Source organism: Pseudomonas sp. 14A, assembly GCF_018132745.1.
GTDB classification, from domain to species: Bacteria; Pseudomonadota; Gammaproteobacteria; order Pseudomonadales; family Pseudomonadaceae; genus Aquipseudomonas; species Aquipseudomonas mercuritolerans.
Genome location: NZ_JAGRQJ010000018.1, coordinates 237,654 through 254,998 on the forward strand (window position 1 = coordinate 237,654; position 17,345 = coordinate 254,998).

Annotated in this window: 14 protein-coding genes; 7 read left to right on the plus strand and 7 right to left on the minus strand. The window is 62.8% G+C overall.

Going from position 1 to position 17,345, the window contains the following annotated elements; translation table 11 throughout:
• Positions 1-186: 186 nt before the first annotated feature.
• The 7 genes from PS14A_RS23650 to pilG all read right to left on the minus strand — a co-directional run bounded on the left by PS14A_RS23650 (position 187) and on the right by pilG (position 11,041).
• The gene (locus tag PS14A_RS23650) at positions 187-552 is read right to left on the minus strand and encodes a hypothetical protein (protein WP_212617348.1); all 366 of its coding nucleotides are present in this window, start codon (positions 550-552) and stop codon (positions 187-189) included.
• Positions 553-1,086: 534 nt separating this feature from the next.
• Positions 1,087-1,557 (minus strand): chemotaxis protein CheW, encoded by a 471-nt coding sequence (locus tag PS14A_RS23655; protein ID WP_212617349.1) that lies wholly within the window; start codon positions 1,555-1,557, stop codon positions 1,087-1,089.
• Entirely contained in the window at positions 1,550-7,459 is a 5,910-nt protein-coding gene (locus PS14A_RS23660; RefSeq protein WP_212617350.1) for an Hpt domain-containing protein, read from the minus strand. The genes PS14A_RS23655 and PS14A_RS23660 overlap by 8 nt, the downstream gene beginning before the upstream one ends.
• A gap of 11 nt (positions 7,460-7,470) precedes the next feature.
• Complete coding sequence (locus tag PS14A_RS23665) at positions 7,471-9,519, minus strand: methyl-accepting chemotaxis protein (RefSeq protein WP_016772746.1); 2,049 nt, start codon at positions 9,517-9,519, stop codon at positions 7,471-7,473.
• 141 nt (positions 9,520-9,660) lie between these two features.
• Positions 9,661-10,200 carry a chemotaxis protein CheW gene (locus PS14A_RS23670; RefSeq protein WP_212617351.1) on the minus strand — a complete coding sequence of 180 codons (540 nt, stop codon included), beginning with the start codon at positions 10,198-10,200 and terminating at the stop codon, positions 9,661-9,663.
• Between the two features lie 10 nt (positions 10,201-10,210).
• A complete protein-coding gene (gene pilH / locus PS14A_RS23675) occupies positions 10,211-10,576 on the minus strand; it encodes a twitching motility response regulator PilH (protein WP_039757553.1) in 366 nt (121 codons plus the stop codon).
• A gap of 60 nt (positions 10,577-10,636) precedes the next feature.
• A complete protein-coding gene (gene pilG, locus PS14A_RS23680) occupies positions 10,637-11,041 on the minus strand; it encodes a twitching motility response regulator PilG (protein WP_016772743.1) in 405 nt (134 codons plus the stop codon).
• A 225-nt stretch (positions 11,042-11,266) separates the two neighbouring features.
• Between pilG and gshB the strand changes: the two genes are divergently transcribed.
• The 7 genes from gshB (at position 11,267) to PS14A_RS23715 (ending at position 17,338) form a co-directional block, all read left to right on the plus strand.
• Positions 11,267-12,238 carry a glutathione synthase gene (gene gshB, locus PS14A_RS23685; RefSeq protein WP_042606571.1) on the plus strand — a complete coding sequence of 324 codons (972 nt, stop codon included), beginning with the start codon at positions 11,267-11,269 and terminating at the stop codon, positions 12,236-12,238.
• A gap of 132 nt (positions 12,239-12,370) precedes the next feature.
• Positions 12,371-13,270 (plus strand): energy transducer TonB, encoded by a 900-nt coding sequence (locus PS14A_RS23690; RefSeq protein WP_212617352.1) that lies wholly within the window; start codon positions 12,371-12,373, stop codon positions 13,268-13,270.
• Between the two features lie 170 nt (positions 13,271-13,440).
• Positions 13,441-14,013 carry a YqgE/AlgH family protein gene (locus tag PS14A_RS23695; RefSeq protein WP_016772739.1) on the plus strand — a complete coding sequence of 191 codons (573 nt, stop codon included), beginning with the start codon at positions 13,441-13,443 and terminating at the stop codon, positions 14,011-14,013.
• A complete protein-coding gene (ruvX, locus tag PS14A_RS23700) occupies positions 14,013-14,450 on the plus strand; it encodes a Holliday junction resolvase RuvX (RefSeq protein ID WP_016772738.1) in 438 nt (145 codons plus the stop codon). Before PS14A_RS23695 ends, ruvX begins: the two co-directional genes overlap by 1 nt.
• A gap of 81 nt (positions 14,451-14,531) precedes the next feature.
• The gene (pyrR, locus tag PS14A_RS23705) at positions 14,532-15,038 is read left to right on the plus strand and encodes a bifunctional pyr operon transcriptional regulator/uracil phosphoribosyltransferase PyrR (RefSeq protein WP_024014655.1); all 507 of its coding nucleotides are present in this window, start codon (positions 14,532-14,534) and stop codon (positions 15,036-15,038) included.
• Between the two features lie 27 nt (positions 15,039-15,065).
• Positions 15,066-16,070: an aspartate carbamoyltransferase catalytic subunit gene (locus PS14A_RS23710; RefSeq protein ID WP_016772736.1), complete on the plus strand. Its 1,005-nt coding sequence runs from the start codon at positions 15,066-15,068 to the stop codon at positions 16,068-16,070.
• On the plus strand, positions 16,067-17,338 hold the full coding sequence (locus tag PS14A_RS23715; protein ID WP_130910560.1) for a dihydroorotase: 1,272 nt from the start codon (positions 16,067-16,069) through the stop codon (positions 17,336-17,338). The genes PS14A_RS23710 and PS14A_RS23715 overlap by 4 nt, the downstream gene beginning before the upstream one ends.
• Positions 17,339-17,345 lie beyond the last annotated feature (7 nt).

Consider the following 17,345-nt stretch of genomic DNA (forward strand, 5'->3'; position numbering starts at 1 on the left):
AAGCTACCCTCACCCTAGCCCTCTCCCGGAGGGAGAGGGGACTGATTGGGGGATGCTTGGGAATGACTCTGACCTGAACCCGTTGTAGTGAATCCATAATCGACTCGGTCATTCAGGTCGATGTAGGACGCGAGACACCTCGGTCGGCTCCCTCTCCCTCTGGGAGAGGGCTGGGGTGAGGGGCTTTCAGTCGGTTGGCACCATTTTGTCCAGCACGCGGTTCACCGCCATCTCCGCCACCATGACAATCTGCGCGATGCCCTGCAGGGTCTTGCGCTGCGAACCTTCCACGGAAGCGGCGTGGTTGTGCAGCATCACCGTCGCCGAACCCAGGGTTTCACAGGCGTCGGCCAGCAAGGACTCGGTGTCGGCTTCGGGGTTGGCCATGTATAGCGTGTTGGGGGTGTACGGCGGGGCCATGAAGTCGGCGGCGGGCGGGCCGAGGTAATGGTCGAGGGCACGCTCGGCGGCTTCGTGGAATTTCCTGGAGTCGGGGGATTCGTAGGGGGATGCCGGGTCTTTGGTCGGCGGATTGGGCGTTACTTTGAACATGAGCTGTGTTCCCGTTGTTGAGCGCCAACCCCTTGGCTACTAAACGAAAGGGAGGCGACTGTACGCAGGTTAGTAGACCGGGGAACTCAGCTTAAGCCGGCGCGCCGAAGCGCCCTACGTACAGCCACCATCAAGCTCAGATGCGGAACACCTGTGATGAATGCACGACCAGCTGAATTACCACGGGCTACTAAACCCGATCACTGGAAATCAGTGACCCGATCCAAGTTACGCAGCATGCCCTGGGCGCACAAGCCGGCGGATTCTGGTGCATGCGTAGGCAGGGGCGCAAGGATTTGTAGGCTAGGAAGCCGTAACACCGGGTGTCTTTAAACAACGCGACTAGAAGTCATTTATTGCGCACAGAGATTGATGATTTGTCTGTCGGATTAAGGTGTGGCGACTGGCGCTTTCGCGAGCAGGCTCGCTCCCACAGGGGATCTGTGTCGTGTTCAAAATTTGTGTTCACTGAAGATCAACTGTGGGAGCGAGCCTGCTCGCGAAGAGGCCATCCAAAACAGCGAAAGCCTTGGATCAGCGGGCCAGGCCAGCCTCCACCAACAACCTCTCCAACCCCAAAAGATCCGGCACCTTCGCCACCTGCTCGCCCACCTGCACCGCCGCCTGCTCCAGCGCGCACAACGGCACATCCACGTAACTCAACTGACTGTCGAGCTTGTACGACCGAGGAATCCCCTGCACCAACAGGGCGATAAATCTCAGCTCGGGCAAGCCGCCCAGCGCATTCAGAATGACGATCCGCGCCCGTTCGCCGATGACGATTTTCTGCCCGCAGGCCGATTCGAAACTGATCAGCGGAATCTGCCGCTCACGCCACGTTACCCGGCCCAGGTACCACGGCGGCGTGTCGAGATCGAAGGCGCTGGCCTGGTAGTCGATCAGCTCGGCGATGGCGACATTGGGCAGGATCAGGTTGCGATCGGCCAGCGGCAGCAGCAGCCCGGTGAGCTGGCTGGTGCGCGGGTTGTGCCGGTGCTCATGCATGTTTCTTGCTCCACTGGGCGATGCTCTCCAGCAACACCGATTCCTGATACGGCTTGCCGAGGTAGTCGTTGACACCGATGGCCATGGCGCGGTCGCGGTGTTTCTGCCCGGTGCGCGAGGTGATCATGATGATCGGCAAGTGGCGCAGGCGTTCGTCGGCGCGCACCTGGGTGGCGACTTCGAAGCCGTCCATGCGCGGCATTTCGATGTCGAGCAGCATCAGGTCGGGCATGTGTTCTTCGAGGAGCAGCATCGCATCGACACCGTCCTTGGCGGTCAGCACGTTCATGCCGTGACGTTCGAGCAAACGGCTGGTGACCTTACGCACCGTCACCGAGTCATCGACGACCATAATCAGCAACGGCTTGTGCGGTTCGCTGTCGATCTCCGTGGCCTTCGGTTCCTGCGCCAGGCGCGCCTGCATCGCCCGGATCGGTGCGAGCAGATCCAGAATGAGCACCACCCGGCCATCGCCGAGAATCGTCGCCCCCGACACGCCCTGCACCGCCGCGAATTGCGGGCCGAGGCTCTTGACCACGATCTCGCGAGTGCCGGCCATGGCGTCGACCAGCACCGCAACATGGCGGTCGTTGCAATGCACCAGCAGCACCGGCAACGGCAGGTTCTGCCCGAGCAGTTTTGGCCGTGGCGCAGTCTTCAACAGCTCGCCCAGGTAGCACAGTTCATAACGCTGGCCGGCGTATTGATAACTCGGCGGATCCTGACGGAAGTGCCCTTCCAGATCATTCGGTAACACGCGCACGATGCCTTCGATGGTGTTCAGCGGGATCGCGTACTGATCCTCAGCGCACTGCACCATCAGCGCGCGGTTGACCGACACGGTGAACGGCAGGCGAATGCGGAAATGCACGCCCTGCCCCGGCACCGAATCGATGCTCATGCTGCCGCCGAGTTGGCGCACTTCTTCGTGGACCACGTCCATGCCGACGCCGCGCCCGGAAATCTGGGTGATCTTTTCCGCCGTGGAGAAACCCGGCTGAAGGATGAACTGCAACACGTCGCGGTCGCTGATCTCGGCGTCGGGGGCGAGCAAGCCGCGCTTGATCGCTTTGCGCCGCACGGCTTCCAGCGGCACCCCGGCGCCGTCATCGCGGATGTCGAAAACCATGTCGCCGCCCTCGCGCGACAGATCGAGGGTGATCTGCCCTTGCGCCGGTTTGCCCGCCGCCAACCGCACCTCGGCGGATTCGAGGCCATGGTCGACGGCGTTGCGCAGCATGTGTTCCAGCGGCGCGGCCATGCGCTCCAGCACGTTGCGATCCATCTCGCCATCGGCATTGCCGACGACGAACGCGACATCCTTGCCCAGCTCCTCGGCGACCTGACGCACGATGCGTTTGAGACGCGGCACCATGCGTTCGAACGGCACCATGCGCGTGCGCATCAGGCCTTCCTGCAATTCGGTGTTGATCCGCCCCTGTTGCTGCAACAGGTTTTCCGCGTCGTGGTTGCGGCGGTCGAGGGTTTCCTTGAGGTCGAGCAGGTCCGAGGCGGATTCGAACAGCGCCCGCGACAGTTGCTGGAGCTGTGAATGGCGATCCATTTCCAGCGGATCGAAATCTTCGTAACCGAGGCGTTCGCCATCGACTTGCTGACGGCTGAGAATGCGCCCCTGGGTTTCCGTGTCGAGGCGGCGCAACTGATCGCGCATACGCTCGATGGTGGTTTCCATCTCGTTGAGAGCAATCTGCGCATCGTTGACCTGCTGCTCGATCCGCCCGCGAAAGATCGAGGTTTCCCCGGCCAGGTTGACCAGTTCATCAAGCAGCTCGGACGAGACCTTGACCATGTCCGCGCCAGCATCGGCGCTCGGCGGCGCGGCCTCAGGCTTGATCACCGGAGCTGGCGCCAGCGGCGCTTCAACCTGCACCGGGTGACTGAAGTTCTGGATCGCGCTGATCAGCCGATCGGCCGGCGGGCACGGTTGCCCGGCGCGCACGCCATCGAGCATTTGCGCCAGTCGGTCATGCCCGCGTTGCACCAGCGCGAACAGTTCGGCGGACGGTTGCAGCGCACCGGTGGAAAGGCTTTCGTAGAGAAATTCCAGCTCATGGGCGAGGTCGCCGATCGGGCCGATTTCGACCATCCGCGCGCCACCCTTGAGGGTGTGCAGATCGCGCAGCAGGGTTTCAATTTCCTGACGGTTGCCCGGCTCGGCCTGCCAGCGCAACAACGCGGCGCCGGAGCTTTCGATGATGTCGAAACCTTCTTCGAGGAAGATCTCCAGCAACTCCGGATCATGCCCGGCGTTGTCGTGTTCGAGCGCTGCGGGGGCAGATTCGCTGGCGGCCTGGCCCTGACGCAACTGACGGATCGCGTCGATCAGATCTTGCGCCGGGGTCAGCGCTTGATGCGCTTGCAGTTGCTCCAGCATCAGCGCCAACCGCTCATGACTGCGCTGCAACAAACCTTCGAGCGCGGCGCTGTGGTTGTAGCGCCGATCGACCAGTCCTTCGTAGAGGTTTTCCAGTTCCTGGGCAAGGTCGCCGACGGCCTCGACCTCGGCCATGCGCGCGCCGCCCTTCAGCGTGTGCAAGTCGCGCTGCAATGACGACAGTGGCGCAGCGTTGTCCGGGTCCTTGAGCCAGCGCTGCAAGGCTTGCCCGGCGCTGTCGAGAATGTCCACCGCCTCTTCGAGGAAGATTTCGACAATTTCGTCGTCCGGCTCAAGGGCGGCAACCGATTGCTGCAATTGCGCGGTGGCGCTGCCCAGCTCGCGAATGTCCAGGGTGCGGCTGCCATCGCTGCGGATCAGGCCCATCGCCGCCGGGTCGAGGCCTTCGTCGAGCAGTTCCTGCAAGGCCCGAATCCGCTCCGGTTGCGCGGTGATTTCCTGGCCGGCAGCGAGTTCGTCGAGCATGTTGATCAGCGCTTCGTGGGCCAGTTGCGCTTCGTGGAAAAACCGCTCGCTGACCGCCAGGCTGCTTTCTTCCACCGCGCCATACAGGTCGAGCAAGGCTTCGCAGAGGCCATCGACCGCCTGCAGATCGGCCAGATGCGCGCCTTCGCCCAGAGTGGTCAGCTCATCGAGCAAGGCGCTGAGTTCCTGGCGCTCGCCGGGGTGCTGCTGCCAGCGCTGCAAAAGGTTTTCGGCGTCGAGGAGGATGTCCATGCCCTGGGCGAGGAAGTTGTTGATCAGTTGCGGATCGCGCTTGAGGCGCAGGCCGCTGTCAGCCCCATCGGAGCTGGCTTGCAGGCGCTCGGCGAGCAGCGCCTCGGTGCGTTTGATCAGCGACTGCGCACCTACAATCGGCGCCAGCGGATCGTGTTTGAGCTGGCGCAGGCCGACGCGGAACAGGCCCTCGGCTTCGAGCAGCAGTTCGACCTCGTCCAGATCCAGCGGCAACTGGTGCGCCTTGAACTCGCGAGCCAGTTGATCCAGTGAAGCCGCCAGTTCGGCCATCGGCAAGACACCGGCCATGGATGCACTGCCCTTGAGCGTGTGCAGCGCCCGTTGCAGTTCGTCGCTGGCCGGCAACGGCACCTGTTCGGCGGCCTGATCGAGGAAACGGTTGAGGCTGGCGAGGTGGGTCTCGGCTTCTTTGCGGAAGATTTCCAGCAGCAGCGGATCGAGCGCGGCGACGTCGTCGGTGTCTTCGGCAGCCAGCGGCTCATCGCCTTTGGCCAACGCGTGGGCGCGTGCGGCGAGTTGGTCGACATCGTTGCGCTGGCGCTGACGCTGGGTGGCGAATTCGTTGATCAGCTCGGGCAGCAGCAACACGGTGTCGCCGAGCAATTGGCGCAGCACTGCGCCGGGTTCGACGCTTTGTTCGAGCACGCGGTTGAGCAGGTTTTCCACCGCCCAGGCCAGTTCGCCGAGAACCAACGCGCGGACCATGCGCCCGCTGCCCTTCAAGGTGTGAAAGGCCCGGCGCAGTTCGGTCAGCGCGGCGCGGTCCTGGGGATTGGCGGTCCAGCGCGGCAGGTATTCGTGGAGGACCGCGAGGACTTCGTCGGTCTCTTCGAGGAACACTTCGCGCAGCTCATCGTCTACCGGTTCTTCATCGGCCGGCGGCGGCATCAGGCTGTCGGGGCTGTTGCGCGCCGGCGGGTTGAGCGCCGACACCGGGCTGGCGAGCACTTCGGCCAGCGACTGCACGACGTCAGGGTCGTCGAGCGCTTGCAGATCCTGCATCACCTGCGCTTCGCTGGGGCTGAGCACCTCATCGAGCACCGGCACCTGCGGTTCACCGGGCTGCTCGTTGGGGAAGAAGCCGAGGCTGGCGAGGCTGTTCTGCGCTACATCCAGCAAATGCTCGGCCGGTGCCTGCGGATCATCGCCCAGGCGTTCGAGGTAATACTCCAGGCTGCTGATCACGTCGGCCAGATGATCGAGTTGCTCCCATCCCGGTTCGTGGGCATCGAGCATCAAATGCTCGCGAATGAAACCGTTGCAGGCCTCGACCAGACTCGCTGCGCGGGCCAGCGGAATCATCGCCAGCGCGCCGCGCACCTGTGTCAGCAGCTCGGGCAGCGATTGCAGATGCTGGCGGTCCCAATCGGCGTCGATGTAATCGACGATCATGTCCTTGGCCTGTTGCAGGCAGATGCGCGCTTCCTTGATCACGATCTGATGGATCTGCGTCAGGTCGGTGGTCGGCAGGCGCGTGTCGTCGGCGCTTTGCGTCTCCACCGTGCCGACCATGCCGGCCAGCGTCGCTTCGACGTAGAGCAAGGCCCCGGCGACGTCCATGAGAATGGCGTCGTTCGGTTCGCGCTGGCCCTGAGCGAGGCTGAGCACCACCGCCAGTTGGTCGATGATGACCTTGCGCGGCTGGCCGAAACCCAGCACCGCGAGGGTGTCGGCAATCTGTCGCAGCGGCGCGAGCAGGCTGTCCAGATCCGAGGCGTGCTGGCGGTCGCTGCGCACGAACAGATCGAGGCGCTCCTTGACCCGCACCAGCTCTTCGCACAGCGCTGCCAGCACCGAGCGCATGGCATCGCGGTCGGGGCCGGCGAGGCGCGCGCGTTCTTCATCGACCATCGCGCTGTCGGGCAACGCGTCGTCCAGGGAGTAGCGATCTTTCATGGTCAGCATCTGCCCGGTGGGATGTTCGGCTTTGGCAATATAGAACAACAGACTTTTCAGCAGCTCGGCCGGCGCCGGCTGGTTGAGCCCGACGATGCCCTGCTCGAGCAGGCGCTTGAGCTCTTGGTCGGCGTCCTTGAACAGGCTGCGCAGCGCCGGACTGTTGGCGATGACGCCCTCGCGCATGCCCTCGACCAATGCTGAGGCGATTTGCCACAAAGGGCTCAACGGCGCATCGCCGCTCAGCGCTTCGAGACGGCTGAAGACTTTGGCCAGATAGCCAAGGTGCGTCTGGTCGTCCTGTTCGCGCAGCAGCCCGACCAGAGCCATTTGCAGCATCTGCCGCAGTTTGCGCAGCACGTTCGGCAGATCGGGCGGTTCCAGGGCGGCGAGTGCCGCGTCGCCGAGCGGCGCCAGCTCGGGCAGTGGCGGGCTGAACAGGCTGGTTTCCGCCAGCAGGCTTTCACCACGGGCGCTGCGCAGGTCGTTGATCAGTGGCAACACCACCAACGGCAAGTCACGGCGGGCGCTCTGCACGCGATCGAGGTAAAGCGGCAGTTGCCCCAGGGCTTGCAGCATCAGGTGCAGGGCTTCGTCGCGGTGCGGTACACGATCATGTTGCAGGGCTTCGACCAAGTGCTCCATTTCTTCGGCCAGTAACGCTGCGCCGTAGAACTCGACCATTTGCAGACTGCCGTGGACCTGATGAATGTAGGCGAGGCATTCGTCCAGCCCGGGGAAGGCCTGCGGATCGTCGAGCACGGCTTCGATCGCCTGATGCGCCAGCTTCAGCGTTTCGGCAATTTCGCCCTTGACCCATTCCAGGGCCACGTAGTCGTGCCGATCACCCATAACCACTCCACTCACGCTTTATCTGTCGCCGCCGGCAAGGTGAAACCGGACACCGAACGACGCAACTGACTGGCCATTTTCGCCAGGTTGCCGATGCTCTCGGCGGTGGCCGTGGACCCCGACGAGGTCTGCGAGGTGATCTGCTGGATCACATTCATCGTCAGCGAGATTTGCCCGGCCGAAGAGGTCTGCTGCTGCGCCGCGTTGGAAATGCTCTGGATCAGCGCCGCAAGGGTCTTGGAAACGCCTTCGATTTCTTCCAGGGCCACACCGGCATCCTGCGCCAGTCGCGCGCCGCGCACCACTTCGGTGGTGGTCTGCTCCATGGAAATCACCGCTTCGTTGGTGTCGGCCTGAATCGCCCGCACCAGGGTTTCGATCTGCCGGGTCGCGGCGGATGAACGTTCGGCCAGCCGCTGCACTTCGTCGGCGACCACGGCAAAACCGCGCCCGGCATCCCCGGCCATCGATGCCTGGATCGCTGCGTTGAGGGCGAGAATGTTGGTCTGGTCGGCGATGTCGTCGATCAGGCTGACGATGTCGCCGATTTCCTGGGACGACTCGCCGAGGCGCTTGATGCGCTTGGCGGTGTCCTGAATCTGTTCGCGGATGTTGTCCATGCCGTGGATGGTGTTGTGCACCACCTCGTTGCCCTTGTTGGCGATTTCCACGGAACGCTCGGCCACCGCCGACGATTCGGCAGCGTTGGCCGAGACCTGATCGATGGACTCGGCCATGTCGCTGATGGCTGTCGAGGCTTCGGAAATCTGCTGCGCCTGTTGCTCCGAGGCCTGGGCCAGGTGCATGGCGGTGGCCTGGGTTTCCTGCACCGCAGCGGCAACCTGGCCGGCGGTGAGGTTGATGGTGGCGACCAGATCGCGCAATTGGTCGACGGAATAGTTGATCGAGTCGGCGATGGTGCCGGTGAAGTCTTCGGTCACCGAGGCGGTCACGGTGAGGTCGCCATCGGCGAGGTCTTCGATTTCGTCGAGCAGGCGCATGATCGCGTTCTGGTTGCGCTCGTTCTTCTCGGCGGTCTCGCGCAATTGGCGATTGGTTTCGCGGACCATGACCAGACCGATGAGGATGATCGAGGCCAGCGCCAGCAAGCCCAGCACATAGCCGCCGATGGTGTCGGTGTTGCGCCCGCCGGCCAGATGCTCGAAACCTGTAGCAAGGTGCGAAGCTTCGTCGAGCAGGGTTTGCGACAGGGTGAAGATGTTGCTCGCCGATTCGCGGACCTTGAACAGCTCTGGCGAGGTTTCGAGGATTTCGTCCACCGAGCCGGAAACGAACTGGAACAGCTCGGAGATTTCGCTCAAACGCGCACGGGCGTCGCGGTCTTCGACCTGGCTGATTTTCAGCGCCGGGTTGCCCTGCAACATGCCGTTGAGCACCAGACCGAAACGCGCGGCATCACGCCCAAACGCGTCGGCGGCCTGCTGCGAGTTTTCGTCACCGGCGAGCACGGTGTTGACTGCGCCAAGAATGCGTTCAGCCAGTAGCGATTGCCGTTGCGCCATCGCTACCTGCGCCGCTGGGGCGCCGCGCTGGAGGAGGATTTCCACGACTTTTTCGTATTCGATCTGCAACTGCGGCACGGTTTCGGCCAGCGTCGCGGCGACCTGATGCAGCGACAGCACGGTCTGTTCACTGGTGAGGATCGCGTCGGTGTTTTTCAGCAGGCGTTCCCAGTCCATCTGCACCGCGCGCATTTCCGGGCGCACGGCGACGGGTGCCGGTGGCAGGCCGGTGTTCGGGTCACCCTTTTTCAGGTAACCCCAGCGCTGGGCAAAATCGTTGCGCGCATCACTGAGCAGTTTGAACGCGGCCGCCTTGCCCGCCGCCGCTTCGGTGGCGTTCTTGGCAATGCGTTGCGAAAGCACCCGCAGTTCACCGGCGTGGCCGATGTACTGCTTGTCGTAGTTCGCCTGGGTGTTGAGGTACGCGAAGTTGGCGAACAGCAGCATGATGAACACGATCAGTGCGATAAACAGCACGATGATCTGTGCGCGACTGCGCGATGCTTCCGCCGACTTGCCTGTTTTTGCTTTTGTCATCGGTCCTCGCCTATGAAACCTGCCATGGCCTCTTGTGGGAGCGAGCCTGCTCGCGAAGGCGGTGGGTCAGCCAGCATCAATGTAAAGGGCAGACCGCATTCGCGAGCAGGCTCGCTCCCACAGGGGACGGTGTTGAATCTGTTATATCGCCACACCCATGAACATCGGAGATTTGGCCAGTGCGAACAGGCTGAACACCCGCCAGTTCTGTTCGCGGCGGAAATAGCCTTTGACGAATTCGGCCTTGGAGCCCTGGCGCTTGCTGATCGACAGCGGCTCGAAACTGCCCTGTTCGAAATGCTGCAAGCCGATGACTTCATCGACCATCACCCCGGCGAACACGTCTTCATGTTCCACCACCAATACCCGCCGCTGTTTGCGCAACGGCGACAGCTCATGGCCGAAGAACCCGCACAGATCCATGATCGGCAGCAGCCGCCCGCGCAGATTGGCCACACCCTTGACCCACGGCTTGACCCCGGGCAACTGGGTGAAGCGCGGTTCATGCAAAACTTCGCTGACTTCGCCCATCGGCGCCACATACCAATGCTCGCCGAGGCGAAAGCCGATGCCGCTCCAGCGATCCGGGCGCGCCGCTTGCGACGGCAGGTCCGCTGCCAGCAGGCGGCAGCGCTGGTCGATCTGCCAGAGCAGTTCGAACGCGGTCAGCGATTCGTTCATGATCGCGCGATCAGCCTTTGAGGACGTTGTTCAGGGTCTTGATCAGGGTGTCTTCGTCGACCGGTTTGGTCAGGTAATCCTTGGCGCCCTGGCGGGTGCCCCAGACTTTGTCGGTCTCCTGATCCTTGGTGGTGATGATGATCACCGGGATGTGCGCGGTATCGGCATCCTTGGTCAACTGGCGGGTCGCCTGAAAACCGTTGAGGCCGGGCATGACGATGTCCATCAGCACCGCGTCGGGTTTTTCCTGACGGGCCAGGGCCACGCCGTCGGCGCCGTTCTCGGCCTTGAGCACTTCATGGCCGTGCTTTTCGAGCATGCCGGTGAGTTTGTACATTTCAGTCGGCGAATCATCGACGATCAGGATACGTGCCATGGTCTTCCCCATTTTTCTGGTCGACTGCCGGCCCGCTGGCCGAGCGTCACTGTGCGTGTCTTACTGCGGCAAAACGGCGGCGAAGCCCGGAACATGGGCCTGGATCGCGTTGAGCAGTTCTTCTTTGCTGAACGGTTTGGTCAGAAATTGATCAGAACCGACAATCCGCCCCTTGGCCTTGTCGAACAGACCGTCCCTGGACGACAGCATGATCACCGGCGTCGCCTTGAAGGCGCTGTTGTTCTTGATCAGGGCGCAGGTCTGATAACCGTCCAGACGCGGCATCATGATGTCGACAAAGATGATCCCGGGATGGTGGTCGGCAATCTTGGCCAGCGCATCGAAACCGTCGATGGCGGTGATCACTTCGCAACCGACATTCTTCAACAATGTTTCGGCGGTGCGGCGAATCGTTTTCGAGTCGTCGATCACCATGACCTTCAAGGCGCTGGACTGCTGTTCCATAAGAGGGTTCTACCGTCGCCTTTGCGAATCAAATTGTCCGTTTTGCTGTGAATAATGGCCTGAAACCCTTGAAACCCATGGGGCGGCGCGATCTGCCAGCCTTTTTAGCACAGTCTCCAGATGCAATCTATCGACGGGTTTTTCCTTGACCCGAAACCCGCCCGGCGCCACTCTGGCGGCACTTTTTCAATACCGATCCGGTAGCCAAATTTCGAGGAAAACCCAATGAGCGTTCGCGTCGGGATTGTCATGGACCCTATCGCCAGCATCTCCTATAAAAAGGATAGCTCGCTGGCCATGCTGCTGGCCGCGCAGAAGCGTGGCTGGGAACTGTTCTACATGGAACAGAAAGACCTGTATCAGGCCGAAGGCCAGGCGCGGGCGCGGATGAGCCCGCTGAAAGTCTTCGCCAACCCGGACAAATGGTTCGAACTGGACGCCGAGCAGGACAAGCTGCTGAGCGACCTGGACGTGATCCTGATGCGCAAGGATCCGCCGTTCGACATGGAATTCGTCTATTCCACTTATCTGCTGGAACAGGCCGAAGCCGCTGGCGTGCTGGTGGTGAACAAGCCGCAGAGCCTGCGCGACTGCAATGAAAAGCTGTTCGCTACGCTGTTTCCGCAGTGCACGCCGCCGACCATCGTCAGCCGCCGCCCGGACGTATTGCGTCAGTTCGCCGACCATCACGGTGACGTGATCCTCAAGCCGCTGGACGGCATGGGCGGTTCGTCGATCTTCCGCCATACCGCCGGCCACCCGAACCTCTCGGTGATCCTCGAGACCCTGACCCTGCACGGCAAGCAGCAGATCATGATTCAGGGCTACCTGCCGGCGATCGTCGACGGCGACAAGCGCATCCTGATGATCGATGGCGAGCCGGTGGATTACTGCCTGGCGCGGATCCCGGCCATGGGCGAAACCCGTGGCAACCTCGCCGCCGGTGGCCGTGGCGAAGCGCGTCCGCTGACCGAGAAGGATCGCTGGATCGCCGCCCAGGTCGGCCCGACCCTGCGCGAGAAAGGCCTGTTGTTCGTCGGCCTCGACGTGATCGGCGAGCACCTGACCGAAATCAATGTCACCAGCCCGACCTGCATCCGTGAAATCGACAATGCGTTCGGCACCGACATCGGCGGGATGCTCATGGATGCGATCGAAAAGCAGCTGCAAGCTTCGAGCCGCAAGCCTCAAGCTTGAAGCCGCCCGCGTCAGCTTGAAGCTTGAAGCTGCCCCTATGCAGCTTGTCGCTTGAAGCTCGTCGCTTGCAGCTAAAAACCAACATTGCGTTATCATGCCGAGCCCAAAAAATGCGATGTTGGTTTTTCTACGATGACTCTGCCGTCCGATCTGCCCGCTGAACTCGCCCATCGTGGCGTGCGCCCGGCCGATCGCCTCGGTTTTACCCTGTTTCTGGCGGCGCTGATTCATTTGGCGCTGCTGCTGGGCGTCGGCTTCACCATGGTCGAGCCGCAGCAGATCAGTAAAACCCTGGAAATAACCCTGGCCACCTTCAAGGCCGAGAAGAAGCCGGAAAAGGCGGATTTTCTCGCCCAGGAAAACCAGGAAGGCAGCGGCACGCTGGACAAGAAGGCCCTGCCCAAGACCACCGAAGTCGCGCCGTTCCAGGACAATCAGGTCAAAAAGGTCACCCCGCCGCCCGCAGCCAAGCCAGAGGTGCAGGAAGCCGCACCGAAGGCAGCGGTGACCACTGTCGCGCCGAAGCCGAAAAAGGCGCCGACCAAGAAAGAAGAAAGCAAAACCGAAGTCAAACCGACCGTCGACGCGCCGGTGTTCGACAGCTCGCAGTTGTCCAGCGACATCGCCAGCCTCGAAGCAGAGCTGGCCAAGGAACAACAGCTGTACGCCAAGCGCCCGCGCATCCACCGCTTGAGCGCGGCCTCGACCATGCGCGACAAGGGCGCCTGGTACAAGGACGACTGGCGCAAGAAGGTCGAACGCATCGGCAACCTCAACTACCCCGAAGAAGCACGGCGCAAGCAGATCTACGGCAATTTGCGCCTGATGGTCTCGATCAACCGCGACGGCTCGCTGTATGAAGTGCTGGTGCTCGAATCCTCCGGCCAGCCGCTGCTCGATCAGGCGGCGCAGCGCATCGTCCGCCTGGCCGCGCCGTTTGCACCGTTTACCGGCGATCTGTCGGACATCGACCGCCTGGAAATCATCCGCACTTGGAAATTTGCCCGGGGCGACAAGCTCTCCAGCAATTAAAGACCCTGCAAACCCTGTGGGAGCGAGCCTGCTCGCGAATGCGGTGTGTCATTCAATATTAATGTGACTGGTCCATCGCATTCGCGAGCAGGCTCGCTCCCACCTTGGATCGGTGTGTTGCTTACATCTCCAGCTTGTCAGTTCGCCCCTCGAACGCCACACTAGCGCTCATGAAAAACGTCAGCCCCAGCTACCTCAAGCATCACTTCCTGATCGCCATGCCACACATGGCCGACCCGAACTTTGCCCACACCTTGACCTACATCGTCGAGCACACGGCCAATGGCGCGATGGGGCTGGTGGTCAACAGGCCGCAAGATTTGAACCTGGCCGACATCCTCGAACAGCTGCGCCCGGACATCGAGCCGCCGGCGCGTTGCCAGGATGTGCCGATCTTCATCGGCGGGCCGGTGCAGACCGATCGCGGTTTCGTCCTGCACCCGGCGGGCCAGACGTTCCAGGCCACGGCGCAGCTGGACGGCGACCTGGCCCTGTCGACTTCGCAGGACGTGCTGTTCGCCATCGCTGACGGCGTCGGCCCCGCGCAGAGCCTGATCACCCTCGGTTACGCCGGTTGGGAAGCCGGGCAACTGGAAGCCGAACTGGCCGACAACGCGTGGCTGACCTGCCCGTTCAATGCCGACATCCTCTTCAACACTCGCAGCGAATTGCGTCTGGAAGCGGCAGCGCGGCACTTGGGCATCGACCTGAATCTGCTCACCAGCCAGGCGGGTCACGCCTGATGGCCCTGCGCCTGATTCTCGGCTTCGACTACGGCACCAAACAGATCGGCGTCGCGGTCGGCCAGGTCATCACCGGCCAGGCCCGCGAGCTGTGCACCCTCAAAGCGCAGAACGGCGTGCCGAACTGGGATCAGGTCGAAGCGCTGATAAAAGAATGGAAACCCGACGCCGTGGTGGTCGGCCTGCCGCTGAACATGGACGGCACGCCCAGTGAGATGTGCGTACGCGCGGAGAAATTCGCCCGCCGCCTCAACGGCCGCTACAACCTGCCCTTCTATACCCATGACGAACGCCTGACCACTTTCGAAGCCAAGGGCGAGCGACTGGTGCGTGGCGGGCAGAAAGGCAGTTACCGCGACAACCCGGTGGACGCCATCGCCGCTGCCCTGCTGCTGCAGGGCTGGCTCGATGAAAACACTGCATTGTTTGAATCCTGACAAGCGCTTCGGCGCTTTTCTTTTGGTTATAAACCGAGCTTCGTCCGGCAGGACGCAGCGCGGAATCACGAAGGAGCAACCATGAGCCTGCCCAATCCCGCCGATCTGATCAGCCAGATGGCGACCCGCCTCAAGGCGCACCTTGCCCAGCGTGACATCAGCGAACCGCGTTACATCGGTATCCGCACCGGCGGCATCTGGGTCGCGCAGGCGCTGCTCAAGGAGCTGGCCAGCGATGCGCCACTGGGTACGCTGGATGTGTCCTTCTACCGCGACGACTTCAGCCAGAACGGCCTGCACCCGCAAGTGCGCCCGTCCGCCCTGCCCTTCGAGATCGAAGGCCAGCATCTGGTGCTGATCGACGACGTGCTGATGAGCGGTCGGACCATCCGCGCCGCCATGAATGAACTGTTCGATTACGGCCGCCCGGCCAGCGTCACCCTGGTCTGCCTGCTGGACCTGGACGCCGGCGAGTTGCCGATCCGCCCGAACGTGGTCGGCGCCACCCTGACCCTGGCCGGCAACCAGCGGGTCAAGTTGTCCGGCCCCGAGCCGCTGACGCTCGAACTGCAAGACGTCACCCTTTAATCCGCCCTATTGAGAGTCCCCCTCGCGATGACGCCTCTAGATACCAAGCGCCCGCTGCAGCTCAATGATCAGGGCCAGCTGCGCCACTTCCTCTCGCTCGACGGTTTGCGCCGCGAGTTGCTTACGGAAATTCTCGACACTGCCGACTCGTTCCTTGAAGTCGGCGCCCGGGCGGTGAAGAAAGTCCCGTTGCTGCGCGGCAAGACCGTGTGCAATGTGTTCTTCGAGAACTCCACGCGCACCCGCACCACGTTTGAACTGGCGGCCCAACGGTTGTCGGCAGACGTGATCACCCTGAACGTGTCGACATCGTCGGCGAGCAAGGGCGAAACGCTGCTCGATACCCTGCGCAACCTTGAAGCGATGGCCGCCGACATGTTCGTCGTGCGCCACGGCGACTCGGGCGCGGCGCACTTCATCGCCGAGCATGTCTGCCCGCAGGTGGCGATCATCAACGGCGGCGACGGCCGGCATGCGCACCCGACCCAGGGCATGCTCGACATGCTCACCATCCGTCGGCACAAGGGCGGTTTCGAAAACCTTTCGGTCGCCATCGTCGGCGACATCCTGCATTCGCGGGTGGCGCGCTCGAACATGCTCGCGCTGAAAACCCTCGGCTGCCCGGACATCCGCGTGATCGCGCCGAAAACCCTGCTGCCGATCGGCATCGAGCAATACGGCGTCAAGGTCTACACCGACATGGCCGAAGGCCTGAAAGACGTCGACGTGGTGATCATGCTGCGTCTGCAACGTGAGCGCATGACCGGCGGCCTGCTGCCCAGCGAAGGCGAGTTCTATCGCCTGTTCGGCCTGACCACCGCACGTCTGGCCGGAGCCAAACCCGATTGCATCGTCATGCACCCGGGGCCGATCAACCGTGGCGTGGAGATCGAATCGGCGGTGGCCGACGGCCCGCACTCGGTGATCCTCAATCAAGTGACCTACGGCATCGCGATTCGTATGGCTGTGCTGTCCATGGCCATGAGCGGGCAGACTGCGCAACGTCAATTCGAGCAGGAGAACGCCCAGTGAAGCTCAGCATTCTCGGCGCACGCGTCATCGATCCCAGCAGCGGTCTGGATCAAATCACCGACATCCACGTTGAAGCCTGCAAGATCGTCGCCCTCGGCGCCGCACCGGCCGGTTTCAGCGCAGTAGAAACCATCGATGCCCAAGGTCTGGTCGCCGCGCCTGGCCTGGTCGACCTCAACGTTGCCCTGCGCGAGCCGGGCTACAGCCGCAAAGGCTCGATCGTCAGCGAAACCCGCGCCGCCGCTGCCGGTGGCGTGACCAGCCTGTGCTGCCCGCCGAAGACCAAACCGGTGCTCGACACATCCGCCGTGGCCGAACTGATCCTCGACCGCGCCCGCGAGGCGGGCAACACCAAAGTGTTCCCGATTGGCGCGCTGAGCAAAGGCCTCGACGGCGAACAACTGGCCGAACTGGTCGCGCTGCGCGACGCCGGTTGCGTGGCGTTCGGCAACGGTCTGGAGAGCTTCCGCAACAGCCGCACCCTGTGCCGGGCGCTGGAATACGCGGCGACTTTCGACCTGACGGTGATCTTCAACTCGCAGGATCACGATCTGGCCGAGGGCGGTCTCGCCCACGAAGGCGCGGTCGCCAGTTTCCTCGGCCTGCCGGGCATCCCGGAAACCGCCGAAACCGTGGCGCTGGCTCGCGATCTGCTGCTGGTCGAGCAGACCGGCGTGCGTGCGCATTTCAGCCAGCTGACCAGTGCACGGGGTGTGGCGCTGATTGCTCAGGCGCAGGCCCGTGGCTTGAAGGTAACGGCGGATGTTGCGTTGTATCAGCTGATCCTGACTGACGAAGCGCTGATCGACTTCAACAGCCTTTATCACGTGCAACCACCGCTGCGCACCCGTGCCGACCGCGATGGCCTGCGTGAAGCGGTGAAGTCCGGGGTGGTTTCGGCCATTTCCAGCCATCACCAGCCCCACGAGCGCGACGCCAAACTGGCACCGTTCGGCGCGACCGAGCCGGGCATCAGCAGTGTTGAACTGCTGCTGCCACTGGCGATGACGCTGGTCGAGGATGGTTTGCTCGACTTGCCGACGCTGCTGGCACGTCTGAGCGCAGGCCCGGCTGGAGCGCTGCGCCTGCCGGCGGGCAAACTGGCGGTGGGCGGTGCGGCGGATATCGTGCTGTTCGATCCGAAGTCTTCGACGGTGGCCGGTGAACACTGGCTGTCGAAGGGCGAGAACTGCCCGTTCATCGGGCACAGTCTGCCGGGTGTGGTGCGCTACACGCTGGTGGATGGGCGGATCACCCACCAGGCATGACTTGCTG